Raw genomic sequence first — 26680 nt, forward strand, 5'->3', positions numbered from 1 at the left:
TTCTCATTGTTCACCCCTTTTCTTCAACAGGCCGATCACACCCTTGGGCAGGTACAGGGTCACGACGATAAACAGCGCACCGAGGAAGAACAGCCAGTATTCCGGAAAGGCCACGGTGAACCAGCTCTTCATGCCATTGACCAGGCCAGCGCCGAGCAGCGGGCCGATCAGCGTGCCGCGCCCGCCGAGGGCGACCCAGACGGCGGCCTCGATGGAGTTGGTCGGCGACATTTCGCTGGGGTTGATGATGCCCACCTGCGGCACATACAGCGCCCCGGCCAGGCCGCACAGCACCGCGCTCAGGACCCAGACGAAGAGCTTGAAGCCGCGCGGATCGTAGCCGCAGAACATCAGGCGGTTTTCCGCGTCGCGCAGGGCGGTCAGCACCCGGCCGAACTTGCTCCGGGCCAGCCGCCAGCCGCAGTACAGGCTGGCGACCAGGAGCAGCACGGTGGCGAGAAACAGGACCGCGCGGGTGCCCGGCTCGGTGATGCCGAAACCGAGGATGCTGCGGAAGTTGGTGAAGCCGTTGTTGCCGCCGAAGCCGGTCTCGTTGCGGAAGAACAACAGCATGCCGGCGAAGGTCAGGGCCTGGGTCATGATCGAGAAATACACGCCCTTGATCCGCGAGCGGAAGGCGAAGAAACCGAAGACCAGGGCCAGCAGTCCCGGCGCCAGTACCACCAGGCACAGGGCCCAGAGGAAATGGCTGGTGCCGGTCCAGTACCAGGGCAGCTCGGTCCACGACAGGAAGGTCATGAACGCCGGCAGTTCATCGCCGGAGGCCTCGCGCATCAGGTACATGCCCATGGCATAGCCGCCCAGGGCGAAGAACAGGCCATGGCCCAGGGACAGCAGGCCGGCATAACCCCAGACCAGGTCCAGGGCCAGGGCGACAATGGCGTAGCAGAGAATCTTGCCCACCAGGGTCAGGGTATAGGCGGAGACCTGCAGCGGGTTTTCCGGCGCCAGCAGCGAGAGCAGCGGCAACGCCAGCAGCAACAGCAGCACCACGGCGCCGACGATCAGGGTCACCTTTGGCCCGGCCTTCTGGCTCGCGGTCAATATCAGGGGCTGGTTCATCAGTCGATCACCCGTCCTTTCAGTGCGAACAGCCCTTGCGGACGTTTCTGGATAAACAGAATGATCAGCGCGAGGATCAGGATCTTGCCCAGCACGGCGCCGATCTGCGGTTCCAGGATCTTGTTGGCGATGCCCAGGCCGAAGGCAGCCATGACGCTGCCCGCCAACTGGCCGACGCCGCCGAGGACCACCACCAGGAACGAGTCGATGATGTAGCTCTGGCCCAGGTCGGGGCCGACGTTGCCGATCTGGCTCAGGGCCACGCCGCCGAGGCCGGCGATGCCGGAGCCGAGGCCGAAGGCGAGCATGTCGACGCGACCGGTGGGCACGCCGCAGCAGGCGGCCATGTTGCGGTTCTGGGTCACCGCCCGCACGTTCAGGCCCAGGCGGGTCTTGTTCAGCAGCAGCCAGGTCAGCACCACGACGAACAGGGCGAAGGCGATGATCACGATACGGCTGTAGGGCAGGACGAGGTTGGGCAGGACCTGGATGCCGCCGGACAGCCACGCCGGGTTGGCGACTTCGACGTTCTGCGCGCCGAACACCAGGCGCACCAGCTGGATCAGCATCAGGCTGATGCCCCAGGTGGCGAGCAGGGTTTCCAGGGGGCGGCCGTAGAGGTGGCGGATCACCGTGCGTTCCAGGGCCATGCCGATGGCCGCGGTGACGAAGAACGCCACCGGCAGGGCCACCAGCGGGTAGTAGTCGATGGCCTGCGGCAGGAAGCGCTGGAACAGCAACTGCACCACGTAGGTGGCGTAGGCGCCGAGCATCAGCATCTCGCCGTGGGCCATGTTGATCACCCCGAGCAGGCCGAAGGTGATCGCCAGGCCGAGGGCCGCCAGCAGCAGGATCGAACCGAGGGACATGCCGCTGAAGGCCTGGCCGAGGATCTCGCCCACCATCAGCTTGCGCTTGACCTGGGCCAGGCTTGTCTCGGCGGCGGTATGCACGCCGGCATCGGCTTCGACGCCGGGGGCGAGCAGGCCTTCGAGGCGGGTCCGGGCCAGGGGATCGCCGGTCTCGCCGAGCAGGCGTACGGCGGCCAGGCGCACGGCCGGGTCGCTGTCCACCAGTTGCAGGTTGGCCAGGGCCAGGCTCAGGGCCGCGTGGACATCGGCATCGGTCTCGCCGGCCAGTTGTCGGTCGAGGAAATTCAACTGTGCGGGCTTGGCGCTTTTCTGCAGTTCCCGGGCGGCGCCCAGGCGCACCTTGGCGTCGGCGGCGAGCAGTTGCTGGGCGGCGACGGCGGTCTCGATCAGGCCGCGCAGGCGGTTGTTCAGGCGCACGGGTTGCGGGGGAGCGCCGTCGACGCTGATCTCGCCCTGTTGCAGGCTGTTGATCAGTTCGACGCGCGCGGGATCGGGCTGGGCGGCCCAGCTTTCCAGGAGCTTGGCCTGTTGCAGCGGATTGGCCGCGACGAAGTCGCTGGCATCGCTGGCGTGGGCGGCCATCGGCAATAGCAGCGCGAGGGCGAGGAACAGACGGTATAGGGCAGTGGACATATCATCGGCCTTGCATAAGACCCTGTAGGAGCCGGCTTGCCGGCGATGAGGCCGGCAAGTCCTGCGTCGACCTTGCGGCCGCCATCGCCGGCAAGCCGGCTCCCACAAGTGGTGTGGTTCAGCCCGCGTACAAGCGTCGGGCTCGACCTTCAGCGGCGGTTCAGTTGCTCTTCACCGCATAGTCCGGCTTCTTGTCGTTGCCCGGGATGAACGGGCTCCACGGCTGGGCACGGATCGGCCCTTCGGTCTGCCAGACCACGTTGAACTGACCGTCCGGCTGGATCTCGCCGATCATCACCGGCTTGTGCAGGTGATGGTTGGTCTTGTCCATGGTCAGGGTGTAGCCCGACGGCGCGGCGAAGGTCTGGCCGGCGAGGGCCTCACGGACCTTGTCGACGTCGGTGGACTTGGCTTTCTCGACCGCCTGGGCCCACATGTGGATACCGACATAGGTGGCTTCCATCGGGTCGTTGGTCACGGCCTTGTCGGCACCCGGGAGGTTTTTCTTCTTGGCGTAGGCTTTCCAGTCGGCGACGAATTTCTTGTTCGTCGGGTTATCCACCGACTCGAAGTAGTTCCAGGCCGCGAGGTTGCCCACCAGCGGCTTGGTGTCGATACCGCGCAGTTCTTCCTCGCCCACGGAGAACGCCACCACCGGTACGTCGGTGGCTTTCAGGCCCTGGTTCGCCAGTTCCTTGTAGAACGGCACGTTGGAGTCGCCGTTGACGGTGGAGATCACCGCGGTCTTGCCGCCGGCGGAGAATTTCTTGATGTTGGCGACGATGGTCTGGTAGTCGGCGTGGCCGAACGGGGTGTAGACCTCTTCGATATCCTTGTCCGCCACACCCTTGGAGTGCAGGAACGAACGCAGGATCTTGTTGGTGGTGCGCGGATAGACGTAGTCGGTGCCGAGCAGGAAGAAGCGCTTGGCGCCGCCGCCGTCTTCGCTCATGAGATATTCCACCGCCGGGATCGCCTGCTGGTTGGGCGCGGCGCCGGTGTAGAACACGTTCGGCGACATTTCCTCGCCTTCGTACTGCACCGGGTAGAACAGCAGGCCGTTGAGTTCCTCGAACACCGGCAGCACCGATTTGCGCGATACCGAAGTCCAGCAGCCGAACACCACCGCGACCTTGTCCTGGGTCAGCAACTGGCGACCTTTCTCGGCGAACAGCGGCCAGTTGGAGGCCGGGTCGACCACCACCGGTTCGAGCATCTTGCCGTTGACGCCGCCCTTGGCGTTGATCTCGTCGATGGTCATCAAGGCCATGTCCTTGAGCGAGGTTTCGGAGATCGCCATGGTGCCGGACAACGAATGCAGGATCCCGACCTTGATGGTTTCGGCGGCCTGGACGGTCCAGGTCATGCCCATGGCGGCAATGGATGCCGTCAGTGTGAAAGCCTTGATCAAGCTACGACGCTTCATGGTGCGATCTCCAGATTCTCAACGTTTTTTTTGGTTGGCAGATGCAGATGCTGAAGGGGCTTTTGCAAGGGGTGTGCCGAGTGGCCTGTGTGACCGGTCAACTTCGGCGCCATAAGCCCTCGCCCTGTGTTGCCGTTCCTCGCCATGGCGGGCCATGACTCGTCACAGCGCCTTGGCCAGGAACTTCCGGCATCCGAATCTGAGCCGGCTGACAGGTGGTTTTTGCGGGGCGCGTGGTCTGAACAGTTGCACCAGGCGGGGGCGACATTGGCGTTGTGGTGCGCGAGGAGCGCCAGATTGGTGCCGATGGCCTTGGCGGTGGGCTTGTCGGGACGCCGCACCGCCACGAAGAGGACCTTACGACTGCCAGCGCAATAGCCGCGGCAGTCGAGCACTGTGGGAGCGGGCTTGCCCGCGAAGCTTTTAGCGACGGCGCATCAAGCCGATGAAGAACAGCCCGCCAATGGCCGCGGTCGCCACGCCGATCGGCAAGTCCTCGGGGGCGATCAGGGTTCGTGCCGCGACATCGACCCAGACCAGGAACACGCTGCCCAGCAGTGCCGACACCGGCAGCAGGCGGCGATGCTCGGCGCCCACCAGGCGCCGGGCAATATGCGGCACCATCAAGCCGACAAACCCAATGGAGCCGCTGATGGCGACCAGCACGCCGGTCATCAGCGAGGCGATCAGGAAGACCCGCAAGCGCACATTGCGTGCATTCAGGCCAAGGGTCACGGCGGTCTGTTCGCCGGCCATCAACGCATTCAGCGAGCGGGCCATGCTCAGCAGCAGGACCAGCCCCAGCAGCACGATCACCGACGGAACCGGCAGCAGTTCCCAGCGCGCCAGCCCCAGCCCGCCGAGCATCCAGAACAGCACCGCGGAGCTGGCCCGGTGGTCGCCGAGAAACAGCAGCAGGTTGGCGATCGCCATCATCACGAAGGACACCGCCACCCCGCACAGCAGCAGGCGATCGCTGTCCAGCCGGCCCTTGCGGCTGGCGATGGCGAGCACCGCCACCATGCTGCCCAGGGCGCCGATAAAGGCGGCGATGGGCAGCGTCAGCAGGCCGATGATTTCACCGACGTGCAGCACCACGATCACCGCGCCGAGGGTGGCGCCCGAAGTCACGCCCAGCAGGTGCGGGTCGGCCAGCGGGTTGCGGGTAACGGCTTGCAGCACCGCGCCGATCAGGGCCAGTCCGGCGCCGACCAGGGCGCCGAGCAGCATGCGCGGGACGCGGATCAGCCAGACGATATGTTCCTGGCCGGCGCTCCAGTCGACCGTGCCGGTGCCCAGCAGTTTGTACAACAGGATCCGCCACACCACGTCCACCGGCACCCGCGCCGGGCCGAAGCCCAGCGACACCACGCACGACACCAGCAACAGTGCACCGAGGGCGACCAGCAGCAGGGGGTAGCGGCGGCTCATCATTGTGGGTGGAAACCCTTGGCCAGGGTTTCGATGGCCTTGACGTTATCGATCCCCGGCGTCGCCTCGACATAGGGAATGACGATAAAGCGCTTGTTGCGAATCGCATCCACCGACTGCAGGGCCGGGTTGGTCTCCAGGAAGTGCTGTTTCTGCTCGGCGGTGACTTCGCTGTAGTCGACGATGACGATCACCTGCGGGTTCTTCTCCACCACGGTTTCCCAGTTGACCCGGGTCCAGCTGGCGTCGACATCGTTCAGCACGTTGCGCCCGCCCGCGGCTTCGATCAGCGCCTGGGGCATGGCCAGGCGGCCGGAGGTCATGGCGCGGTCCTCGCCGCTGTCGTAGAGGAATACCCGTGGACGCTCGGCGGGCAGGTTCTTGCGCACTGCGGCGACCCTGGCCTGCATCTGGCTGATCAGGGCTTCGGCGCGGTCCTGGACATCGAAGATGCGGCCCAGGTTACGCAGGTCGTTGTAAGTGTCGTCGAGACTGGCGCCCGGGCGCTTCATCACGAAGGCACAGGACTCGGTCAATTCGTAGACATTGATGCCCAGCGGCGCCAGGGTCTGCGGGGTGAGGTCGCCGCCGATGCGCATGCCGTAGTCCCAGCCGGCGAAGAAGAAGTCGACGTTGGCATTGAGCAGGGTTTCCACGGACGGGTACTTGGCCGCCAGTTCCGGCAGGCCGTCGAGGATCCTGGCCATTTCCGGGGTCACCGCTTTCCAGCCGCTGATGCCGCTGTAGCCGGCCATCCGCGACTTGAGACCCAGGGCGAGCATCATCTGGGTCATGTTGATGTCGTGGCTGACCGCGTGTTTCGGTGCCTCCTTGAAGGTCACCTGGCGGTTGCAGCTCTGCACCGTCAATGGGTAGTGGGTGGGCTCGGCCAGGGCGGTGAGGGAGGCGAACAGGGAACCGAGGCAAAGCGCCAGACGCAGTAACTTCATGGTTGGGTTATCCAGGTGATTCGTGGGTAGCCGCAGAGGGGGTGGCTGTCGATCAGGGCCTCGACGCCGAACACGGCGCGCAGCAGATCCGCCGTCAGCACCTCGTCGGGCGTGCCGCTGGCGACGATGCGGCCATGGTTGATCACATACAGCCGGTCGCAGAACGCGGCCGCCAGGTTGAGATCGTGGATGCTGGCGAGCGTGCCGATCTTCAGGCGCTTGACCAGGGTCAGCAGCTCCAGCTGATAGCGCGGATCGAGGTGGTTGGTCGGTTCGTCGAGGATCAGCAGTTGCGGCTGCTGGGCCAGGGCGCGGGCGAGGATCACCCGCTGTTTTTCACCGCCGGACAAGGTGGCGAAGGCGTGCTCTTCGAAGCCCAGCAGGCCGACCGATTCCAGGCATTGGCGAACCAGCTGGCGATCGAACTCGCTGTCGCCGTCGAACAGTTTCTTGTGGGGCGTGCGGCCCATGGCGACCACTTCGTCGACGGTCAGGCCAAAGGCATCGGGAAACTCCTGGAGCACCACCGCGATACGCTGGGCGCACCAGCGGGGCGACTGTTTCCAGACGTTCTGGTGTTCGAGCAGGACCTCGCCGCTTTCCGGCTGGCTGAAGCGATAGGCGCACTTGAGCAGGCTGGTCTTGCCGCTGCCGTTGGGGCCGATCAGGCCGACGAATTCACCCGCCGCCACCCGCAGGTTGGCGTCACGCAGCTGGAACTGGTGATGGCAGTGGTTCTGGCCCAGGGGTGTCCAGGCCAGGTTGGCGAGGGTCAGCGAGGTCATTCCATTCCTGTCTGTGATTGATCGTTCCCACGCTCGGCGCGGGAACGCATACCGTGACGCCCTGCGTCACAAGAGCGGACGCGGAGCGCCCATAGCGGCGTTCCCACGCCGGAGCGTGGGAACGATCCCGGTACTGTCAAAAGGTGTAGTCCGCGGTCACGAAGAACGAGCGTGGCTGCCCCATGATCCATTGTTGGCCGCTATTGTATTGGCTTTGCGCGTACTGGCGGTCGAACAGATTGTTCAATTGCAGGCCCAGGGTGGTGTTGCGCAAGGCTTTCCACGACACGTTGGCATCGACCACGGTGTAGCTCGGCAGTTCGGCGGTATTGGCGAGGTCGGCATAACGCGCGTCGACATACCGCACACCGGCACCGGCTTTCACCTCGTCGGTGATCGCCTTGCTCAGCCAGAGGTTGGCGGTGCGGCGGGGCACATCCACAGGACGGTTGCCCTTGTAGGACACGACCGTGCTGCCGACCGACTGGTCGAAGTCATCGTATTGCGCCCTGAGGATCGAGGCATTGGCCTGCAACTGCCAGTCGCGGGCCAGTTTCAGGTCGAGGCTGGCCTCCAGGCCGTCGGACGATTGCTGGCCGACCTGCAACTGGTTCTGCGAGTTGCCCGGGTCGGTGGTCAGCAGCTTCTTCTTGACGATGTGATAAGCCGCCAGGGTCCACTCGCCGCGCTGGTCCCAGAACATCTGCTTGAGGCCCACTTCCGATTGCCTGGCGGTGGACAGGTCGAAATTCTGCGCCTTCGGCCCCAGGGTCACCAGGCCGTCGACGCCTTCGGTGCTGGTGGCGTATTGGCCGTAGAGCGACGTGTCTTCGCTCAAGGCGAACACCAGGCCGACTTTCCAGTTGTTGCCGGCCAGGCTCTTGTCGCTGCGGGTGTCGTTGATCTGGTCGTCATTTTCGATATGCACATAGTCGCGGCGCACCCCGGTCACCAGCGACCAGCGCTCGCTCAGTTGCGTGCGGTTTTCGGCGAACAGCGAGAACTGTCTGGTGGTCGTCGCGAACTGGGGCTGGTAGGCGTCGGCACTTTCGAACTGGCCGGGTTGCGGGTGGTTCAGGTCCAGTGGCGGGCTGCCGGGCAGGTCGTCGAAGCCGGCGTTGCTGTTGAGCTGGAAGCGGATACGGTTGATATCCACGCCGGTCAGCGTCTGGCTGTCGAGCCCGAACAGGCTGTGTTTGAAGGTGAAGGTCTGGCGGTCGCCGGTCTGCTCCTCCTCGTGCTTGATGCCGATATAGCTGGCCCGCGACAAGGTCTGCGTCGCCGGGTCGAAGTTGTAGTTCTCGGCGTTCTGCCAGCGGCGTCGGGCCTTGAGGTAATACAGTTCGTTGCTGGAACTGATGGCATCGGAGATCTGCCAGTCGGTGCGCAGGCGGGTCCATTGGTCGTTGTAGTGCAGCTTGTCGTTGCTGACGTTGTAGTTCTTGAAGCGCAGGCTCTTCTGGTAGCTGCCGTTGATCAGTGGCGAACCGAAGTAGTCGGTGGGCTGCTGGTCGCCATAGTCGGTGGACAGGGTGAACACCAGGTCATCGCTGGCCTGCCAGCGCAGGGCAGCGCTGAAGAAATTGCTGCTCGATTCGCCACGGTCGACCCAGCCGTTGCTGGCCAGGCGGTTGATATTGACGCGATAGCTCAGGTTGTCGGTCAGCGAGCCGCCGCTGTCCAGGGCCTGCTGCTGGCTGTCGTAGGAACCATAGCCGAGGCGCACATGGTTTTCGATTTCGCCCGAGAACGGTTTTTTCGGGAGGGTGTTGATCACCGCGCCGGTGGCGCCTTCGCCATAGAGGACCGAGGCCGGGCCGCGCAGGACGTCGACCCGCTCGACCGACCAGGCATCCACCGGAAAGGTCACGGTGCCCGCGCCGCTGTACAGGCGGGTGCCGTCATACAACTGCATCACCGAGTTCTGCCCGGTGAAACCACGGGCCTGCAATGACGTGCCGCCATCGCCGGGCGTGCCGGTGCGGCTCAGGCCGGTGCTACGCGACACCGCGTCCTGCACGGTGTTGTCGCCGCGTTCGCGAATACGTTCCCCGGTGAGACTTTCCGTGCTGGCCGGTGTTTCAAGCGCGGTCAGGCCCAGGCGCGAGCCTGCCGTGGTGGGCGTCTTCAGATCGACTGCGTCGCTATCGACGGCAGGCGCGGTGATGGTGCCGGTGGGCAGGGTCAGCGTGGCATCCGCCTGGGCATGGTTGACCGCCAGCAGGCAGAGGCCGGATACGAGGTACTTGTTCATCGGGGTGGTAAGTCGCTTATCTTCAGGAAGACCCGCAGCGGGCGGCTGTGGGTCGGGTATCTCGCGATATTGTTATACTATAACAATATAGGGTTGCAAGACGATGCTCCCGAAAGTTTATAGAACCCTCTGTTTCGCGCATCTCAACGCTTTTCAGGATGAAGGTGAGGTCGATTCATGTTGGCGGTTCAGGCGCGACAGCACTAGCTTGTCGACCACCCAGATCACGATCAGCGAGACGCCCACCAGCGGGAACAGGATCGCCAGGGCAAACATGATCAGCATCGCGCTTTTCCACTTCGGCAGGTCGTGACGCAGCGGCGGAACCCCGAGGCCACCTTGCGGGCGCCGTTTCCACCACATGATCACGCCGCTGATCGAACTCAGCAGGATCATCAGGCAGATCAGCAGGATCGCCAACTGGTTGAGCGGCCCGAAGAGTTTGCCTTCGTGGAGCATCACCCCCATTTCCGTGGCCCGGGCGACATTGCCGTATTGCTGCCAGCGCACGTCGGCGAGAACCGTGCCGGTGTACTGGTCGACATGCAGGGTGGCGTCGTTGCGCGGGTCGTCGGCGAACACCGCGATGGTGAACACGCCTTCGGCGGTACTCGGCGGGGTGATGCTGTAGCCGGGTTCGATGCGGCGCGCCCGCGCGATCTCGACCACCTGTTGCAGGGTGATGGTCGGCGCGGCCGGACCGGCGTGGGCCGCGCCATGGTTCATGTGCTCGGCGTGGTCGCCGGACATCGGCATCGGCGTGTTTTCCATGGCCCAGGGCACGGTCTGGCGGGTGGCGGTGTTGAGGCTGCGGGCCTCGACGTCGGACTTGGGCACGCTGTTCCACATGGCATCCGGGAACTTGTTCCAGACCTCGGCATATTGCTTGCCCCAGAAGCCGGTCCAGGTCATGCCGCTGAGCAGCATGAACAGCAGCAGCGCCGCGCCCCAGAAGCCGGTGACCGCATGCAGGTCGCGCCACAGCAGTCGGCCACGGCTGGTCAGGCGCGGCCAGAGCACGCCGGCTGGAGAGCGCCCGCGCGGCCACCAGAGATAGACCCCGGACACCACCAGCACCACGCCCCAGCCGGCGGCCAGTTCCACCAGGCGGTCGCCGACCGTGCCGATCATCAGCTCTCCGTGCAGGGCGCGGGCGATGGCTTGCAGGTTGCGCTTGGCATCCTGGTCGCCGAGGACGTTGCCGCGGTAGGGGTCGATGAACACGTTGAGTTCCCGCGCATCCTGGATCACCACGAACTGCGCGCTGTGCCCGGCGTCGACCGGCGGCAGGTACTGCTTGATGCGGCCCTGTGGATAGGCGGTCTGGACCCGCTGTAATTGTTCATCGGCGCTGATCAGGTGATGACCGGGCTCGACCTTCAGCAGATTGCCGTACATCAGCGGATCGAGCTGGGGCTTGAACAGGTAGATGATCCCGGTCAGGGCCAGCAGGATCATGAACGGGGCGACGAACAGCCCGGCGTAGAAATGCCAGCGCCAGGCGAGGTTGTAGAAGGGTATCTTTGGTTGGCTCATCGGGAGTGCTCCGCAAGATTTGGGTTTATTTGAGGCTGTACCCTGTGGGGGCGGCTTGCTGGCGATCCAGGCGACGTGATCCAGCGAGGCCGCCACGTCGATGCCATCGCCGGCAAGCCGGCTCCTACAGGTTCTGCGGTGTGTTTAGAAACTCATGTCCACCTTGGTCCAGAAGGTCCGGCCCGGTTCGTTGATGGCCCGCGGGTCATTGGCCGGATACCCGAACCCGGCATTGCCCGCCAGGTTCAGGTGTTCGGCGTAGGCTTTGTTGAACAGGTTGTCGACGCCGGTGCTGACCTTCAGGTGCCGGTTGATCCGGTAGGCGCCATTGAGGGAAAACACACCGAACCCGGCACTGTTGGAGAAGTCCTTGCCGACCACGTTGCCCTTGTCCGGGTCGATGCGGTTCTGCGCCGAAACCATTCGCCACAAGGCACCGGCGCTCCAGTCATCCTGGCTGTAGGTCAGGCCCAGGCGGGTATCGAGTGGTGGTATCTGCGGCAGCGCCCTGCCGTCGCTGGTGTTCTTGCCCCAGGCATAGGCCAGGGTCGCATCGGCCTTCCAGTTGGACGTGAGCGCGTAGGCCGCGCCCAGTTCGCCGCCCATGATCCGTGCATCGATGTTCCGTGCCTGGGAGGTCATGCCCATCATCCCCGGCTGGTAGTCGAACAGGATGAAGTCGCGCACCTGGCCGACGTAGCCCGATGCCCAGGCCTCCAGGTCGGCGGTCTTGTACTGCACGCCGAAGTCCAGTTGCGTGGTCTTCTCCGGCTTTATCCCGTCGAAGGCGTTGGCTGAACCGGCCGGGCCGCTATCGGGGGAGAACAGCTCCCAGTAGTCGGGGAAACGTTCGGCGTGACCGAGACCGGTATAGAAGGTGGCCGGGCTGTCGGCGAGGTCGTGCTCATAGCGTACGAAACCGCTGGGCAGGGTATCGGCGCGGGTGTCGTTGGCGGTCGGGTTCGCGCGGGCGCCCATGCCTGAGCCGATGCGTTGCCGAAAGTCCCGGGCCGAGGCGCGGTCCACGCGGGCACCGCTGATCAGGCGGTCATGTTCGGCGGCGTACCAGGTCAGCTCGCCGAATACCCCGTAGTTGTGGAAGTCGGCGTCCCTGGTGCGTGGCAGGTCCTTGTAGGTATCGATGCCCATGCTGCTGCGGGCGCGATGTTCGTTGGTCTGGGCATCGAGGCCGCCGATCAGTTGCCAGTCGGCCCAGCGCCAGGTGGCCTTGAGCCGCGCACCCAGGGTACGCCGGTCGACATTGGAGGCCATGGGGCCGGCCATCATCCCCGTCCCGGAGGGTTGGCGCAGGGTGTAGTTGTCCATCACGTGGTCGGCGTAGTTGTAGTAGACCTGGGCCTCGAGCTTGTCGAGCACGTCGCCGATATCGGACTTCTCGAAGCGCAGGCCCAGGCTTTCGCGCTTGAACTGCGAGCCGTCCATGCCCCGCCCGGCGTAGCGCGCCTCGCCGTCGCCCTTGCCGGCGGTCAGCTCCAGCAGGGTGTCGGCGTCCGGGGTCCAGCCAAGGGCGACATCGCCGTTCCATTTGTCGTAGCGCGAAGCCACGGTGTCGTTGTTGCCGTCCTTGTAGTCATCGGCGTGGGCCTGGTTGCCGATCACCCGCAGATAACCCAGGGGGCCGCCGGCGGCGGCGTCGATCACCTTGTCGAAGCGGCCGTTGGAGCCGGCCAGGACGCTGGCGTCGAGCCGCGTGCCGAGTTCACCGAAGTGCTCGGGCTCACGCTCGAAGAGGATGGTGCCGGCCGAGGCGCCCGGCCCCCAGAGCACGGTTTGCGGACCCTTGATCACGGTCAGCCGGTCGTAGGTTTCCGGCGAGATGTAGGACGTGGGTGCGTCCATCCGGCCAGGGCAGGCGCCGAGCATCATGCTGCCATTGGTCAGGATATTCAGGCGCGAGCCGAACATGCCACGCAACACCGGATCACCGTTGGTGCCGCCGTTGCGCACCAGGGCGAAGCCGGGGATGGTCTTGAGGTAGTCGCCACCGTCGCTGGCCGGTACCGGCTGGCGCGGATCCCCGGGGTTGGTGACGATTGTCAGTGGCGAGCTGGGGGCGACGGCGGTAATGACTGTCGGACTGATTTCCCGGGCTTGCGGCGAGGGATCGTCGACCGTCTCGGCGGCGAACAGCGTCGGTGCCAGCAGAGCCCCGCACACCAGGGTGGTGGCCTGGCGCAAGCGGGCACGGGGTTCGGCGGGAGCGAAAGGGAGTGCCGCCCGCGTAGCGCGCAGGCGAGTGTTTGCTGTGGACATAAGCGTTCCATCATTCAAGCGAATACAACACAGTCACCGCGCAGCAGCTGTTTGCCACCGTGCGGGACGACCGTGTGAGCGTTGTGGGATTGCCTAGCCGAATGCGGGTGGGGCGCGGGTGCGGGCACCGGGGAAGATGGTGCGCTGGGCATGGCCCAGGCGGGTTTGCGTGGCGGTCTGCGCCGTGGGCCGGGGGCCGTCGAGGGCGGCGAAGGTCAGGGTCTGGGGCAGGGCCGGGCAACTGAACAGCAGTGTGCAGTAGCCGCACTTTTCCCAGAGGGCGTGATGTTCGCCGCCGCTGCCGTGATGTCCTCTACCGGCATGCCCTGCATCCGCGTCCTCCTGTCCGGGCATGTCCATGGGCATTGCCATGTTCATGTCCATCGACATCGACATGGCGTGATGGTCCATCGGCATCGCCTGGGATATCAGCGGGCCGACAAAGATCATCAACATGGCGAACAGGCTCAGCCAGCCGCCACGTACCTGGACGTGGGAGGGCTTGGGCCTGAGGTGGGAACGGCGCATGGCGCTCAGTGGGATCGTCGGTTACTGGGCGTGCTGATGTTCCGTGTCGCCCGTCGTGGCGGGCGCCTGTTTCTGCACCGCGACCTCGACGGTCACGCTGCCGGCCTTTTCAAAATGCAGGGTCAACGGGAAGTGCTTGCCGTCCTGCAGCAGGCTGCGATCCTTCAGGTCCAGCAGCATCACGTGGTAGGCCATGGGCGCGAATTTCACCTCGCCCTTGGCCGGGATGTCGACGCCCGGTACCTGCTGCATCTTCATCAGGTCGCCCTGCATCACATGTTCATGCAACTCGGCCTTTTTGGCGATGGGGCTGTCGACGCCGGTCAGGCGGTCGGGTGTGGCTCCCTGGCTATGAATCACGAAATAGGCGGCTACGGTCGGCGCGTTGGGCGGTAGTTCCTGTGACCACGGGTGGGTGATTTGCAGGTCGCCAACCTTGAATTCATGAGCATGGGCAAAGCAGGCAGGCAACATCAGCGCCATCAGGAACAGGGCATTCTTGAGCATGGGAGTTCTCCATAACGATTCAAAACGCAAAGGGTTGCGAGTGTGAATCAGCTTGGCGGAGAGGCTCGGGGGTTGAGCGAGGGCCATTGCTGGCGGGGTGTGGGTGTATCGACAGGTCGGCCGGCACGGCTGTGGCTGGCGTCCAGGCGCGCAACCTGTAGCTGGGGCATGTGTCCGGGTAACGCCACCAACGGCGCCGAGCCGGAACAGCACCAGCAGTGCTGCATATTGGAGTGTTCGTCGCTCGCCGGGGCCTTCTGCTCCAGCTTGCCGAGGTCGATGGCAACGAGCCGGCTGCCGCTGGCGGAGCAGAAGCTGCCCCACAGCAGTTGTTCCGACACGGAGCGATCCAGCGATTGCGCCATGGCCCCGGAAATCGGCATGGCGAGCAGATTGAACAGCACTGCGCAGCAGGCGATCCAGGTAGCTACTGCGAGCCGTTGTCGGGACATGGAAGGATTTCCGTCAGATGTTTCAAGGCAGTGGGTTATTTAGCCTGAACGTCCTTCATAAGTAAAAGCAGGCGCTGCGGTGAAAGGTCGCAACAAGGCAGGGGATTTATCCCCGGCAGGCTTCGGTGAAGCGTAGCAGCAAGCACTCAGGTTGCCGGCACCGCGTGTACTTCAATGCTGACCCCCAGTGTTGTGCGGATCACGGAAAAAATGGCTGCCAGGTTGTCCATGCTGGGATTGCCGTTGGCGGAGAGCATGCGGTGCAGGCTTTTGCTGGGTTTGTCGGTTTCCCTGGCCAATCCCTCGAAGCCGACTGTCGCGTTGACCAGGTCGCGCAGGATCACCCGGGCCATTTCCGGTTCGCCATTGAGAAACAGGCTGGCGGCTTCGTCCAGCAACGCCTCGGCGAATGCCGGATCGCGTTGTGCCCGTTCGGCGACGGTTTGCTTGAAGCTGCGGGTCAGGGCCATTGGCGTTACCTCGTATGCAGTTCTGCGCTTTTGCGGCGCTTGTATTCGTCAACCAGCAACTTGGCGCGCCGGATGTCTTTTTTCTGGCTGGACTTGTTGCCCCCGCCAAACAGAATGATCAGGCGCTTGCCATCCTGTATCAGATAGATCCGATAACCAGGGCCCCAGTCGATACGGTATTCCCCGAGCCCGTCAAACCATTTGATATTGGAGGTATTGCCCATTTCCAGCCGAAGGAGGGCGGTGGAAACCTTGGCGGCCGCTTGCACATCCAGTGAAGCGAACCACTTTTCGAACGGGTTGCCGTGGTTGTCCCGTATGTATTCTTCGACATCGATCATCCGCGTCCTCAAGGTAACAAATAAGTTACTATTTTGACAAGCGACGATCGTGATCTATTGAAGGGCGATTGCCAACGCCTCAAGTGTTTCCTCGAGCGTCTGGAACTCGCGTGCCGCAGCCGGTAATACCGGGCGCTTGAGGATCAGTACCGGCAGTGCGCGTTCGCGGGCCACCTGCAGCTTGGGCTCGGTCGCGCTGCTGCCGCTGTTCTTGCTGATCAGCACGTCGATGGCGCGACGTTCGAACAGGGCTCGCTCGTCCTCCAGGCGGAACGGGCCACGGGCACCGATCACTTCGCAGCGTTCGTTGCCGGGGTACTCGTCGAGCGCGCGCAAGGTCCAGAATTGTCCGGCGGGGATTTCGTCCAGGTGTTGCAGCGGTTCGCGGCCGAGGGTGAACAGCGGTCGCTGGAACGGTTTCAGGGCGTTGACCAGTTCGGCCCAGTCCGCGACTTCCCGCCAGTCGTCCCCGGGCTCGGCCACCCAGGCAGGGCGGCGCAGTGCCCAGCAGGCAATGCCGCTGATAGCGGCCGCCGCGACGGCATTGCGGCTGATCTGCGCGGCATAGGGATGGGTGGCGTCCAGCAGCAGGTCGATGCCCGCTTCGCGGATAAAACCCGCCAAGCCCTCGGCCCCGCCATAGCCGCCGACCCGTACCTGGCAGCGCAGGTCGCCCGGCACCCGGCCAACCCCCGCGAGGCTGTAGATATGCCGCGGACCCAGCGTACGGGCGATCGCCAGGGCTTCAGTGACGCCGCCCAGCAGCAATACCTTCATCGGAAAGCTCCCGCATGACCCACGACACCGCCCTGGCGATCGATGGCGAAGACTTCGACCTGTACCTGCGCCGGAACCACGCTGCGGGCAAAGTCCAGCGCATGCCGGCAGACCGCGTCGCCGAGGGCGATCCCGGCGGCGCTGGCCATGGCGAGGGCCTGCTGGCTGGTATTGGCCTGGCGGATGGCGTCCTGCAAGGTCTCATCGGCCCCCACCGCCGCGGCCCATTCGGCCAGTTGCGGCAGGTCGATGCTCGAATGCCGGCTGTGCAGGTCCATGTGCCCGGCGGCCAACTTGCTGATCTTGCCGAAGCCGCCGCACAGGCTCAATTTATCCACAGGCACTTTGCGCAGGTGCTTGAGCACGGCACCGACGAAGTCGCCCATTTCGATCAGGGCGATCTCCGGCAGGTTGTACACGCGGCGCATGGTGTCTTCGCTGGCGTTGCCGGTGCAGGCGGCGATATGCAGGTAGCCGTTGGTCTTGGCGACGTCGATGCCCTGGTGGATCGAGGCGATATAGGCCGCGCAGGAAAACGGCCGGACAATGCCGCTGGTGCCGAGGATCGACAGCCCGCCGAGAATGCCCAGGCGCGGGTTCATGGTCTTCAGGGCCAGGGCTTCGCCGCCCTCGACGTTGACGGTCACCGAGAAACCACCGGCATAGCCGTGTTCGGCCGCCAGTTGCCGCAGGTGGTCGCTGATCATCTTGCGCGGCACCGGGTTGATCGCCGGTTCGCCGACCGGCAGCACCAGGCCCGGGCGCGTCACGGTGCCGACACCGGCACCGGCGTGAAACTGCACGCCGGGCTCGGCGATCAGGCGGACTCGCGAATACAGCAGTGCACCGTGGGTGACATCCGGATCGTCGCCGGCATCCTTGAGGGTCCCGGCCTCGGCACCGTCTTCGTGCAGGCGGCAGAACTCCAGGCGCATTTCCACCTGCTTGCCCTTGGGCAGGATGATCCGCACCGCATCGTGGCTGACGCCGGCCAGCAGCAGCCGCGCCGCCGCCAGCGAGGTGGCGGTGGCACAGCTGCCGGTGGTCAGGCCGCTGCGCAGGGGGGCGGGTTGTTCGGCGGTTTCGTCACGCATCGCGAGACTTGACCACATCGAGCAGGGTGATGGGCAGCGCCTGGCGCCAGGTATCGAAGTCACCGAGGGGCTGGGCCTGGGCGATATGGATACGGGTCAGCTCGCCGCCATGGACCTGCCGCCAGTGCATCAGGAGCGCTTCGCTTTGCAGGGTCACGGCATTGGCCACCAGGCGTCCGCCGGGCTTGAGCCGGGCCCAGCAGGTGTCCAGCACGCCGGGGCGGGTCACGCCGCCGCCGATAAAGATCGCGTCCGGCGGCTCCAGGTCCGCCAGGGCCTCCGGCGCGCTGCCGCGCACCAGGCGCAGGCCGGGCACGCCGAGGGCGTCGCGGTTGTATTCGATCAGTTGCTGGCGACCGTCGTCCGCCTCGACGGCAATGGCCCGGCAACCGGGGTGGGCACGCATCCATTCGATGCCGATGGAGCCGCTGCCGGCGCCGACATCCCACAGCAGTTCGCCGGGCACCGGGGCGAGACGGGCCAGGGTGATGGCGCGGACGTCGCGCTTGGTCAATTGGCCGTCATGGCGGAAAGCCGAGTCCGGCAGGCCGCCGATCCGCGACAGGCGCGGCGTCGTCGGATCGGCCAGGCAGTCGATGGCGACCAGGTTCAGTTTGGCGATGGTGGGCTCCTGCCAGGTGTCTGCCACCCCATCGACGCGACGCTCCAGCGCACCGCCCAAGTGTTCCAGTACGCTGATACGGCTCGGCCCGAAACCCCGTTCGCGGAGCAGGGCGGCGATCGCGGCGGGACTCTGCCCGTCATTGCTCAGCACCAGCAGGCGCACGCCCGTATGCAGTTGCGCACTCAGGGCCGCGACGGGCCGGGCGACCACCGACAGGCACACCACATCCTGCAGGGCCCAGCCCAGGCGGGCGGCGGCCAGCGAGTAGGCGGAGGGTGCGGGCAGCACCTGCATGTCCTCTGCGCTCACCTGGCGCGACAGGCTGGCACCGACGCCGAACAGCATCGGGTCGCCGCTCGCCAGCACGCAGACCGACGTACCGCGCAGGGCCAGCACCGGTTCGATGGAGAACGGGCTGGGCCAGGCCTGGCGTTCGGCACGGATGCACGCCGGCAGCAGGTCGAGCTGGCGTTGCCCGCCGAATATCCGCGCAGCCCCCAGCAGTGCGCGCCGGGCATTTTTGCCCAGGCCACTGAAGCCGTCTTCACCGATTCCCACTACTGTCAGCCAGGGCGTCATCTAAAATCCTCAAAACACGGCTGTTCCGACGGGCAGTCTTTTCATGCCTTCGGACAAAGCAGGCATAATACCGCGCCTTCGACGGCGAAACGCCTTTCCCTTACTGTCGGTTGCCCCTTGAACGAACACCCGCTTGCCAATGCCATCCGCCCCTCGGCCTGTCCGGGGTTGTTGCGCATCGTCCCGGCACTGGATGGCGGTATCTGTCGGATCAAGCTGGCCGGGGGCGTGATCAGCGCCGTCCAGGCCCGGGCCGTCGCCGAGGCCGCCGAGCGTTATGCCGGCGGGGTGATCGAGGCGACCAACCGGGCCAACCTGCAGATTCGCGGGATCGGCGAGCAGCATGCGGCCCTGGTCGCCACCTTGCTGGCCGCCGGTCTCGGGCCCGACGCCGAGGCGACGGACACCGCTCCCACAGGAGCAGTGATCTCCACAGGGGGGCAGGTTGCCAATCAGGCGCAGACCTCCGGCGCCGATGACGTGCGCAACCTGATGCTCAGCCCCAGCGCCGGTATCGACGCCCGGATGCTGATCGACACGCGCCCCCTCGCCGCGCAGATCCTCGCCACGTTGCAGGGCCAGCGGCGCTTCCATGAGCTGTCGGCCAAGTTCGCGTTGCAACTCGACGGCGGCGAAGCCCTGGCGATGCTCGAACATCCCCATGACCTGTGGCTGTCGGCGCTGTCGATCGAGGGCAGGCCGTGGCTGGCATTCGGTCTCGCCGGCTGTCCGGCCCATGACGCGCCCCTGGCCGCAGTGCCTCTGGAGCAGGGCCACGACCTGGTGGTGGCGGTGCTGGAACTGTTCCTCGACCTGGCCCGAGCGGAGCAGACGCGCATGCGCCACCTGCTGGGCGAGGTGCCGGTCGAGTCGTTCCTGGCGCAGTTGGCCGCGCGTCTCGGCAGCGCACTGACGCCGGTCCCGCACTGGCAACGGCCTGCCGCCACCGACCTGCGGCATATCGGCACTTATCCACAGCGCCAGCCGGGCCTGGTGCATATCGGTGCCGTGTTCCCGTTGGGACGCCTCGATGCCCCGATGCTCGACGGCGTGGCCCGGCTGGCGCTGCAACAGGGCGATGGCAGCCTGCGCCTGACGCCCTGGCAGAGCCTGCTGCTGCCCAATATCCGCGAGGAGGACGCGGCCAGCGTCACCGCGCGCCTGCGACAACTCGGCCTGCTCTGCGACGCCGACCAGGCGCTGGCCCGGATCATCGCCTGCACCGGGGCCGGCGGCTGCGCCAAGGGCCTGGCCGACACCAAGGCCGATGCCCGGCGCCTGGCGACGCTGCTGTCCGGGCGGGCCCAGGCCGTCCACCTGTCCGGTTGCGGCCGCTCCTGCGCCGCGGCCCATGTGGCGCCGAGCACCTTGCTGGCGGTCTCGCCCGGCCACTACGACCTCTATTTCCGCGATGCAGCCCAGCCCGGCTTCGGCCTGCTGCACGCGCGCAACCTTACTATTGATGCGGCGGGCGCGTTGCTCGAAGCCCGCTCACGGAGCAGTACCGATGATTGATTACATCCGCGATGGTCAGGAGATCTATCGCAACTCCTTCGCGATCATTCGCGCGGAAGCGAACCTGGCGCGTATTCCCGCCGATCTCGAAAAGCTCGCCGTGCGGGTCATCCACGCCTGCGGCATGGTCGATGCCATCGACGGCCTGCAGTTCTCGCCGGGTGCCGGCAAGGCCGGGCGCGATGCCCTCGCGGCCGGCGCGCCGATCCTCTGTGACGCGCGCATGGTTTCCGAAGGCATCACCCGCGCCCGCCTGCCGGCGAACAACCCGGTGATCTGCACCCTGCGCGACGAGCGTGTGCCGGAGCTGGCGCGGGAGCAGGGCAACACCCGCTCGGCGGTGGCCCTGGAGTTGTGGCGGCCGCATCTGGAAGGCAGCGTGGTGGTGATCGGCAATGCCCCGACCGCGCTGTTCTACTTGCTGGAAATGCTCGATGCCGGCGCGCCGAAGCCGGCGCTGATCCTCGGTTTTCCGGTGGGCTTCGTCGGTGCCGCCGAGTCAAAGGCGATGCTCGCCGCCGACAGCCGTGGCGTGCCGTTCGTGATCATGCAAGGCCGCCTGGGTGGCAGCGCCATGGCCGCCGCCGCCGTCAACGCACTCGCCACGGAGATTGAATGATGCAGCAGCCTGGACGTCTGATCGGCCTCGGCGTGGGGCCGGGTGACCCGGAACTGATCACCGTGAAGGCGCTGCGCCTGTTGCGCGAGTCGCCGGTGGTGGCGTACTTCGTCGCCAAGGGCAAGAAGGGGAATGCCTTCGGTATCATCGAGGCGCACCTGCAGCAAGCACAGACCCTGTTGCCGCTGGTCTACCCGGTGACCACCGAGGCCCTGCCGGCGCCGCTGTCCTACGAGCAGGTGATCAGCGACTTCTATGACGAGGCCAGCCTGGAAGTGGCCGCGCACCTGGATGCCGGCCGCGACGTGGCGGTGATCTGCGAAGGCGATCCGTTCTTCTACGGCTCCTACATGTACCTGCACGACCGCCTGGCCGAGCGCTACGACGCCGAGGTGATTCCCGGCGTGTGCTCGATGCTCGGTGGCGCTTCGGTGCTCGGTGTGCCGCTGGTGTACCGCAACCAGAGCCTGTCGGTGTTGTCCGGCGTGCTGCCCCATGACGAACTCAAGCGGCGCCTGGCCGATGCCGATGCGGCGGTGATCATGAAACTGGGGCGTAACTTCCACAAGGTCCGCCAGGTGCTCGAAGAGCTGGGCCTGGCCGGTCGCGCGCTGTATGTGGAGCGGGCGACCATGGCCAACCAGAAGATTGTGCCGCTCGATGAGGTCGAGCCGATGTCCTCGCCTTACTTCTCGCTGATCATCGTGCCCGGCGAACGGTGGCAGGGATGAGTCGCCCGCAACCGGCCATTGTCATCCTCGGCAATGGCAGCCTCGCGACGGCCCGCAGGCTGCAACAGATCTATCCGGATGCGCTGGTCTATGGCCTGGCCGAGCGGGTCGACGGCGCGGACCGGCTGTATCACGAATTTGGCGCGACGATGCGCCAGCTCTACCAGCAGGACACGCCGATCATTGCCCTGTGCGCCGCCGGCATCGTGATCCGCACGCTGGCTCCGGTGCTCCTGGAAAAAGGCGCCGAGCCGCCGGTACTGGCCGTGGCCGAGGACGGCAGCGCGGTGGTGCCGCTGCTGGGGGGCTCGGTGGGGTGAATGTCATGGCCCGGGAAATGGCGGCAGGCCTGGGTGTGGCGGCGGCCATCACCACCAGCGGCGAGCTGCGTTTCGGCACCTGCCTGCTGAACCCGCCCAGTGGCTACGCGCTGGGCGACCTGGAGCTGGGCAAGCGGTTTGTCTCGGACTTGCTGGCCGGCGAAAGCGTGCGTATCGAAGGGGCGGCGCCCTGGCTGGCGCAGGCGCACTTGCCGGAGGACCGTCAGGCGCGCCTGTCGATTCATGTCGGCAGCGCCGAGCGTGCGCCGGTGGCCAATGAGTTGCTGATCTATCCGCGCAGCGTCCTGGTGGCGGTGACGGCCGCGGTGCCTGGGCTGGCCGGTGCGGTTCGTGACGCCTTGCACGGGGCGAACATCGCCTGGCAGTCGCTGGCCTGCCTGCTGGCGGCGGACAGCGAGATGGCCAGTCCTGCGCTGCGTGAAGCGGCGGTCGAGTTGGGCGTGCCGTTGCGTTTTATCGCGTCGAACGGCTCTGTCGCGACCATGGCGCAACAGGCGGTACCGCAGTTGCTGCCGCCGATCTGTGTCGGCGAGGGCCTGGCGATTGCCGTCGCCAGCCAGCCGCTGGAACCTGAGCGCATCGGTCGTCCGCGCGGGCGCCTGGCGGTGATCGGCCTCGGGCCCGGCGCTGCCGAGCTGATGGTGCCGGCGGTCAAGGCCGAGCTGGCCCGGGCCAACGACGTGCTGGGCTATGAAACCTATGTGCGCATGGCCGGACCGTTTCGTGCCGACCAGGTGCTGCATTGCACCGACAACCGCGAGGAAATGCAGCGCGCCCGGCATGCCTTTGAACTGGCGGCCGAGGGCCGTTCAGTGGTGGTGGTGTCATCCGGCGATCCGGGCGTATTCGCCATGGCCGCGGCGGTGCTCGAAGCCCTGCATGAGTCCGACGATTCGGCCTGGCACAACGTCGAGCTGGAAATCCTCCCCGGCGTTTCCGCCTCGCTCGCCACGGCGGCCCAGGCCGGTGCTCCCCTGGGGCATGACTTCTGCGTGATGTCCCTGTCGGACAACCTCAAGCCCTGGACGATCATCGAGAAGCGTCTCGACCTCGCGGCCCAGGCCGACCTGGCCCTGGCGTTCTACAACCCGATCTCGCGCTCGCGTCCGTGGCAACTGGGTCGTGCGCTGGAAATCGTCGCCCGACACCGCACGCCGCAGACGCCGGTGGTGCTGGGCCGGGATATCGGCCGGCCGGGACAGACCTTGCGGGTGACCACCCTGGGTGAGCTGACGCCGGAGCAGGTGGACATGCGCACCATGGTCATCATCGGCTCGTCCACCACCTGCGTCTTCCCGCGGGCCGACGGCGGCGAGTGGGTCTATACGCCGCGCTGGTACGGTGAAAAGCCTGGTTCCTGAGGGCGTCGGTGACCGCACCGGGTCCTGATTTCACGGCACCAGGTAGCCGCGCACCCCAGTGAAGATGATCTGCGCCGCCAGGGCGCAGACGAACAGTCCCATCAGGCGGCTGACGATCTGCAGGCCCTGGTCGCCGAGGATCCGTTCGATCCGGTTCGACAGGTACAGCACCACGCCGACGGTAAAGCTCGCCAGGGCGATACTGACGATGGCGGTGAGCTTGTCGTCCCAATGGGGCTGGCTGACGCCCATGACCAGCAGGGCGCCGATGGTGCCGGGGCCGACGGTCAAAGGAATGGTCAGCGGGACGATGGTCACGTCTTGCTGCACGTTGTCGGTCTGCACGGCCGACTTGCCCTGGGCCATGCCCAGTGCCGAGATGAACAGCACGCTCCCCGCGCCAATGCGGAAGGCGTCCACGGTGATGCCGAACACACTGAAGATCACTCTCCCGAACAGATACAGCAGCACGCTGGAGACCAGGGTGGCGAGCGCCACTTTCCAGGCCAGGCGCCGGCGCTCCTTGCTGGAGTAGCCGCGGGTCAGGCTGATAAAGCAGGACAGGACGAAGAACGGGCTGTAGAGCACCAGCATCTTCAGGTAAACGCTGAACAACACGTGGAGCATGGCTTGAGCTCGAACGGAGGAGGGCGGACGCAGTCTATCAGGCGCCGCGCGGTCTGTCGGCTCAGGAGGTGGTGGGGGCCTGGACTTGCTGGCTGTCGCGTTGGGCGACCCAGTGCTCCACCAGCTCGCGCAGTTGCGAGAGTTCCACCGGCTTGGCCATGTGGCCGTCCATGCCGGCCTGGCGCGCCCGTTCCTTGTGCTCGCTGAGGATATGCGCGGTCAGCGCCACCACCGGCGTGCGCACGCGCTGGTTGCCGACTTCCCATGCTCGCAGTTGCTGGGTCGCGGAGAAGCCGTCGAGGATCGGCATTTCGCAGTCCATCAGGACCAGGTCGTAGCGCTGGGCCTTCATCGCGCGCAGGGCTTCTTCGCCGTTGCTGGCGGTGTCGGGCTGCAGGTTGAGCTTGCCCAGCATGCCGCGAATCACCTTGGTGGAGATGCTGTTGTCTTCGGCCACGAGGATGCGGAAATCGCTCGGCACGGTGATGGGGGCCACGGCCGGCGTGCTCGGGGCGGGCACCGCGGCCGGGCCCTTGCTGCGCTGGGTCAGTTCGTCCGCCAGGGTGGTCTTGAGGGTGTAGCCGGCCACCGGCTTGGCGAGGATGCGCTTGATACCGGCATTGCGCGCGATGATCTTGCTCGGCGCATTGCTGATACCGGTCAGCATGATCAGCAGGATGTCGTGGTTGAGGCTCGGGTCTTCCTTGATCTTCGCCGCCAGTTGCATGCCGGTCATGCCGGGCATGTTCTGGTCGAGCAGGACCACGTCGAAGTAGTCGCGCAGGTGCGCCTTGGTGCGCAGCAGGGCCAGCGCTTCCTTGCCCGAAGGCACGGCGCTGACGTTCAGGCCCCAGGCGCTGCATTGCTGCACCAGGACCTTGCGACAGGTGTCGTTGTCGTCGACCACCAGCACCCGCGCGCCCTTGAGCGGGCCGTCGAGGTCGGAGGTCGGGTGTTCCAGGTGCAGCGGATCCAGCGGCAACGTCAGCCACAGGGTGCTGCCCTGGTTGGGGCTGTTCTTGATACCGAACTCGCCATGCATCAGCAGGATCAGCTGACGGGCGATCACCAGGCCCAGATGGCCGCCCAGGCGGGTCGCGGCGAGGAAGTTCTTGCTCTGCAACTCGGCGTGCAGCAGGGCATCGCGCTCTTCGTCATCCATCGGCATGCCGCTGTCCTGCACCGCGATGCGCAGGCGTGGCTGGCCACTGCGTTCGTCGAGGGCGACGACGATGAGGATCTCGCCCTCGTCGGTCTTTTTCAGGGCGTTTTCCAGCAGGCTGAGCAGGGCCTGGCGCAGGCGCGTCGGGTCGCCGCTGATCACCCGCGGGACCTGCGGCTGGATGAAGCTGATCAGTTCGACGTTCTGCTGCTCGGCCTTGGCGCGGAAAATACTCAGGCAGTCTTCGATCAGGGCATTGAGGTCGAATTGCACGTCGTCGAGCTCGATCTGCCCGGACTCCAGCTTGGAGATGTCGAGAATCTCGTTGATCAGGGTCAGCAGTTCGTTGCCGGCGCTGTGGATGGTCTGCACGTAGTCGCGCTGCTTGACCGACAGCGGCGTGCCCAGCAGCAGCTCGGTCATGCCCAGCACGCCGTTCATCGGGGTGCGGATCTCGTGGCTGATCTTCGCCAGGAACTCGGCCTTGGCGGCGATTTCGGCGTTGCTCGCGGCCAGGTCGCGGCTGACGCTGAACTGGTCTTCGGTGATGCTGCGGCGGCGCTCGCCGAGGGCGATGCTCATCAACAGGCCGCTGATGCAGATGAAGATCAGCAGGGCGACGATCAGGCCCTGCGGCGGCACCAGGGTCAGGCCCAGCAGGGCGGGGAGGATGACCAGCGTGCCGATATTGAAGATGACCATGGCGACGACGAACAGTCGCGCCGGACGATAGCCCTTCTGCCAGTGATAGGCGGCGACCAGCAGGATGCTCAGGCTGGCGAGCCCGACCAGGCCGTAGGTCATCACGTTCAGGGGCAGGGTGTCGACGAACAGCAGCAACAGCCCGCCCAGGCAGATCACCAGGATGTCGCCCAGCAACAGCTTGTTCAGCGGATGCGGCCCCAGGGGGGAGAAGAAGCTGTAGGTGAACATCAGGCCGCAGGGCGCGGTGAGCAACAGCGCCAGGTAGGCGCCGGGCGTCTGCGCGCCGTGCCAGTCGGGCAGCCACGGCCCCGCCAGGTTGAGCAGGAACAGGGCGCTGAGCAACAGCAGGGCCTCACAGGACGCCAGCCACAGGCTGCTGCGCGAACGGGTATAGGCGAAGCGGGTCAGGTTGTGCAGGATCAGCATCGACAGGCAGCCGAACAGCAGGCCGTAGAGCAACGTCTGGCCCTGGTCGGCGGCGCTCATCACCGCCGATTCGAGGGTGATATGGGGACGCAGTTCGTGTTTCGAGACCAGCCTCAGGTAGATGTCGAGGGGCTTGGGGCTTTGTATCAGGGGCAGCATGAAATCGCTGCTGGGCAACGGTCGTTCGGCTTTCGACAGGTCATTGCCGCTGCGGACCTGGTCGATCAGCGTGTCGCCGTCGAGGGTGTACAGGTCGAGGCGGGCGAGGTCGGGGGCAAAGACCCGCAGCAATTGTTCGTGTTTGCCCGGCTGCAGACGGAAGCGCAACCACAGCGCGCCATCGGGCTCGGCGGCGGTCAGGCGGTCGAGTTCGACGGGGCTGAATTGGTTGATGTAGCGCGAAGAGCGGATATCGCTGAGTTGCAGGTCGGCCTGATCGTCGAACAATACCGCCCAGCCACTGCCTTGCGAGGCGTGGGCGGCCGATGCGAGGCAAAGCAGGGTCAGCAGGCTGACGGTGAAACTTATGGCAATCCTGAGCCAGCGCACGGCGAAATCCCTTCGTAGGTTGATGCC

The 26680-nt window shown here is 65.7% G+C and carries 22 protein-coding genes and 1 pseudogene; 4 read left to right on the top strand and 19 right to left on the bottom strand.

Features of this window, described 5'->3' with window-relative positions:
* Positions 1–3: 3 nt before the first annotated feature.
* From urtC to cbiE, 17 genes are all read right to left on the bottom strand, one after another.
* Positions 4–1083: an urea ABC transporter permease subunit UrtC gene (gene urtC / locus KI243_RS03070; protein ID WP_017125659.1), complete on the bottom strand. Its 1080-nt coding sequence runs from the start codon at positions 1081–1083 to the stop codon at positions 4–6.
* A complete protein-coding gene (urtB, locus tag KI243_RS03075) occupies positions 1083–2588 on the bottom strand; it encodes an urea ABC transporter permease subunit UrtB (RefSeq protein ID WP_177083297.1) in 1506 nt (501 codons plus the stop codon). The genes urtC and urtB overlap by 1 nt, the downstream gene beginning before the upstream one ends.
* 160 nt (positions 2589–2748) lie before the next feature.
* Positions 2749–4014 (bottom strand): urea ABC transporter substrate-binding protein, encoded by a 1266-nt coding sequence (gene urtA / locus KI243_RS03080; protein WP_017125657.1) that lies wholly within the window; start codon positions 4012–4014, stop codon positions 2749–2751.
* 423 nt (positions 4015–4437) lie between these two features.
* Positions 4438–5448 (bottom strand): iron ABC transporter permease, encoded by a 1011-nt coding sequence (locus KI243_RS03085; protein WP_212810437.1) that lies wholly within the window; start codon positions 5446–5448, stop codon positions 4438–4440.
* Positions 5445–6395, bottom strand: a complete 951-nt coding sequence (locus tag KI243_RS03090) for an ABC transporter substrate-binding protein (RefSeq protein WP_177083295.1) — start codon at positions 6393–6395, stop codon at positions 5445–5447. The genes KI243_RS03085 and KI243_RS03090 overlap by 4 nt, the downstream gene beginning before the upstream one ends.
* Positions 6392–7180 (bottom strand): ABC transporter ATP-binding protein, encoded by a 789-nt coding sequence (locus KI243_RS03095; protein ID WP_212810438.1) that lies wholly within the window; start codon positions 7178–7180, stop codon positions 6392–6394. The genes KI243_RS03090 and KI243_RS03095 overlap by 4 nt, the downstream gene beginning before the upstream one ends.
* A gap of 136 nt (positions 7181–7316) precedes the next feature.
* Positions 7317–9434 carry a TonB-dependent receptor gene (locus KI243_RS03100; RefSeq protein ID WP_103033006.1) on the bottom strand — a complete coding sequence of 706 codons (2118 nt, stop codon included), beginning with the start codon at positions 9432–9434 and terminating at the stop codon, positions 7317–7319.
* Between the two features lie 153 nt (positions 9435–9587).
* Positions 9588–10970 carry a PepSY domain-containing protein gene (locus KI243_RS03105; RefSeq protein ID WP_177118090.1) on the bottom strand — a complete coding sequence of 461 codons (1383 nt, stop codon included), beginning with the start codon at positions 10968–10970 and terminating at the stop codon, positions 9588–9590.
* Positions 10971–11114: 144 nt separating this feature from the next.
* The gene (locus tag KI243_RS03110) at positions 11115–13244 is read right to left on the bottom strand and encodes a TonB-dependent copper receptor (RefSeq protein ID WP_177083289.1); all 2130 of its coding nucleotides are present in this window, start codon (positions 13242–13244) and stop codon (positions 11115–11117) included.
* Between the two features lie 93 nt (positions 13245–13337).
* Complete coding sequence (locus tag KI243_RS03115) at positions 13338–13772, bottom strand: DUF2946 domain-containing protein (RefSeq protein ID WP_177083287.1); 435 nt, start codon at positions 13770–13772, stop codon at positions 13338–13340.
* A 21-nt stretch (positions 13773–13793) separates the two neighbouring features.
* A complete protein-coding gene (locus KI243_RS03120; protein ID WP_177062623.1) occupies positions 13794–14279 on the bottom strand; it encodes a copper chaperone PCu(A)C in 486 nt (161 codons plus the stop codon).
* A 47-nt stretch (positions 14280–14326) separates the two neighbouring features.
* The gene (locus KI243_RS03125; RefSeq protein WP_212810439.1) at positions 14327–14731 is read right to left on the bottom strand and encodes a DUF2946 domain-containing protein; all 405 of its coding nucleotides are present in this window, start codon (positions 14729–14731) and stop codon (positions 14327–14329) included.
* Positions 14732–14877: 146 nt separating this feature from the next.
* Positions 14878–15201 (bottom strand): transcriptional regulator, encoded by a 324-nt coding sequence (locus KI243_RS03130; protein ID WP_017125648.1) that lies wholly within the window; start codon positions 15199–15201, stop codon positions 14878–14880.
* Positions 15202–15206: 5 nt separating this feature from the next.
* Positions 15207–15542 (bottom strand): type II toxin-antitoxin system RelE/ParE family toxin, encoded by a 336-nt coding sequence (locus KI243_RS03135; RefSeq protein ID WP_212810440.1) that lies wholly within the window; start codon positions 15540–15542, stop codon positions 15207–15209.
* A gap of 54 nt (positions 15543–15596) precedes the next feature.
* Positions 15597–16319 carry a cobalt-precorrin-6A reductase gene (locus KI243_RS03140; RefSeq protein ID WP_212810441.1) on the bottom strand — a complete coding sequence of 241 codons (723 nt, stop codon included), beginning with the start codon at positions 16317–16319 and terminating at the stop codon, positions 15597–15599.
* The gene (locus KI243_RS03145) at positions 16316–17413 is read right to left on the bottom strand and encodes a cobalt-precorrin-5B (C(1))-methyltransferase (RefSeq protein ID WP_177083282.1); all 1098 of its coding nucleotides are present in this window, start codon (positions 17411–17413) and stop codon (positions 16316–16318) included. Before KI243_RS03145 ends, KI243_RS03140 begins: the two co-directional genes overlap by 4 nt.
* Complete coding sequence (gene cbiE, locus KI243_RS03150) at positions 17406–18617, bottom strand: precorrin-6y C5,15-methyltransferase (decarboxylating) subunit CbiE (RefSeq protein WP_212810442.1); 1212 nt, start codon at positions 18615–18617, stop codon at positions 17406–17408. The genes KI243_RS03145 and cbiE overlap by 8 nt, the downstream gene beginning before the upstream one ends.
* A 117-nt stretch (positions 18618–18734) precedes the next feature.
* Between cbiE and cobG the strand changes: the two genes are divergently transcribed.
* From cobG to cobJ, 4 genes and pseudogenes are all read left to right on the top strand, one after another.
* Positions 18735–20132: a precorrin-3B synthase gene (gene cobG, locus KI243_RS03155; RefSeq protein WP_177119733.1), complete on the top strand. Its 1398-nt coding sequence runs from the start codon at positions 18735–18737 to the stop codon at positions 20130–20132.
* Positions 20125–20751: a precorrin-8X methylmutase gene (locus KI243_RS03160; protein ID WP_017125642.1), complete on the top strand. Its 627-nt coding sequence runs from the start codon at positions 20125–20127 to the stop codon at positions 20749–20751. Before cobG ends, KI243_RS03160 begins: the two co-directional genes overlap by 8 nt.
* Positions 20751–21482: a precorrin-2 C(20)-methyltransferase gene (locus tag KI243_RS03165; protein WP_017125641.1), complete on the top strand. Its 732-nt coding sequence runs from the start codon at positions 20751–20753 to the stop codon at positions 21480–21482. Before KI243_RS03160 ends, KI243_RS03165 begins: the two co-directional genes overlap by 1 nt.
* Positions 21479–23184 (top strand): annotated as a pseudogene (cobJ, locus tag KI243_RS03170) (precorrin-3B C(17)-methyltransferase). The gene KI243_RS03165 and the pseudogene cobJ overlap by 4 nt, the downstream one beginning before the upstream one ends.
* Positions 23185–23214: 30 nt before the next feature.
* Here cobJ and KI243_RS03175 read toward each other — a convergent pair.
* The gene (locus tag KI243_RS03175) at positions 23215–23811 is read right to left on the bottom strand and encodes a MarC family protein (protein WP_017125639.1); all 597 of its coding nucleotides are present in this window, start codon (positions 23809–23811) and stop codon (positions 23215–23217) included.
* 61 nt (positions 23812–23872) lie between these two features.
* Entirely contained in the window at positions 23873–26653 is a 2781-nt protein-coding gene (locus KI243_RS03180; protein WP_103033005.1) for a hybrid sensor histidine kinase/response regulator, read from the bottom strand.
* Between the last annotated feature and the right edge of the window lie 27 nt (positions 26654–26680).

The organism is Pseudomonas sp. Ost2 (assembly GCF_018326065.1).
GTDB classification, from domain to species: Bacteria; Pseudomonadota; Gammaproteobacteria; order Pseudomonadales; family Pseudomonadaceae; genus Aquipseudomonas; species Aquipseudomonas gingeri.

Coding starts and splice junctions, on each gene's coding strand:
- urtB (WP_177083297.1), bottom strand. CDS start 2,588: ATGTCCACTGCCCTATACCGTCTGTTCCTCGCCCTCGCGCTGCTATTG.
- KI243_RS03145 (WP_177083282.1), bottom strand. CDS start 17,413: ATGCGTGACGAAACCGCCGAACAACCCGCCCCCCTGCGCAGCGGCCTG.
- KI243_RS03095 (WP_212810438.1), bottom strand. CDS start 7,180: ATGACCTCGCTGACCCTCGCCAACCTGGCCTGGACACCCCTGGGCCAG.
- KI243_RS03175 (WP_017125639.1), bottom strand. CDS start 23,811: ATGCTCCACGTGTTGTTCAGCGTTTACCTGAAGATGCTGGTGCTCTAC.
- cbiE (WP_212810442.1), bottom strand. CDS start 18,617: ATGACGCCCTGGCTGACAGTAGTGGGAATCGGTGAAGACGGCTTCAGT.
- urtA (WP_017125657.1), bottom strand. CDS start 4,014: ATGAAGCGTCGTAGCTTGATCAAGGCTTTCACACTGACGGCATCCATT.
- KI243_RS03100 (WP_103033006.1), bottom strand. CDS start 9,434: ATGAACAAGTACCTCGTATCCGGCCTCTGCCTGCTGGCGGTCAACCAT.
- KI243_RS03140 (WP_212810441.1), bottom strand. CDS start 16,319: ATGAAGGTATTGCTGCTGGGCGGCGTCACTGAAGCCCTGGCGATCGCC.
- KI243_RS03165 (WP_017125641.1), top strand. CDS start 20,751: ATGCAGCAGCCTGGACGTCTGATCGGCCTCGGCGTGGGGCCGGGTGAC.
- KI243_RS03125 (WP_212810439.1), bottom strand. CDS start 14,731: ATGTCCCGACAACGGCTCGCAGTAGCTACCTGGATCGCCTGCTGCGCA.
- KI243_RS03120 (WP_177062623.1), bottom strand. CDS start 14,279: ATGCTCAAGAATGCCCTGTTCCTGATGGCGCTGATGTTGCCTGCCTGC.
- KI243_RS03135 (WP_212810440.1), bottom strand. CDS start 15,542: ATGATCGATGTCGAAGAATACATACGGGACAACCACGGCAACCCGTTC.
- KI243_RS03130 (WP_017125648.1), bottom strand. CDS start 15,201: ATGGCCCTGACCCGCAGCTTCAAGCAAACCGTCGCCGAACGGGCACAA.
- KI243_RS03105 (WP_177118090.1), bottom strand. CDS start 10,970: ATGAGCCAACCAAAGATACCCTTCTACAACCTCGCCTGGCGCTGGCAT.
- KI243_RS03110 (WP_177083289.1), bottom strand. CDS start 13,244: ATGTCCACAGCAAACACTCGCCTGCGCGCTACGCGGGCGGCACTCCCT.
- KI243_RS03090 (WP_177083295.1), bottom strand. CDS start 6,395: ATGAAGTTACTGCGTCTGGCGCTTTGCCTCGGTTCCCTGTTCGCCTCC.
- urtC (WP_017125659.1), bottom strand. CDS start 1,083: ATGAACCAGCCCCTGATATTGACCGCGAGCCAGAAGGCCGGGCCAAAG.
- KI243_RS03160 (WP_017125642.1), top strand. CDS start 20,125: ATGATTGATTACATCCGCGATGGTCAGGAGATCTATCGCAACTCCTTC.
- KI243_RS03085 (WP_212810437.1), bottom strand. CDS start 5,448: ATGATGAGCCGCCGCTACCCCCTGCTGCTGGTCGCCCTCGGTGCACTG.
- KI243_RS03115 (WP_177083287.1), bottom strand. CDS start 13,772: ATGCGCCGTTCCCACCTCAGGCCCAAGCCCTCCCACGTCCAGGTACGT.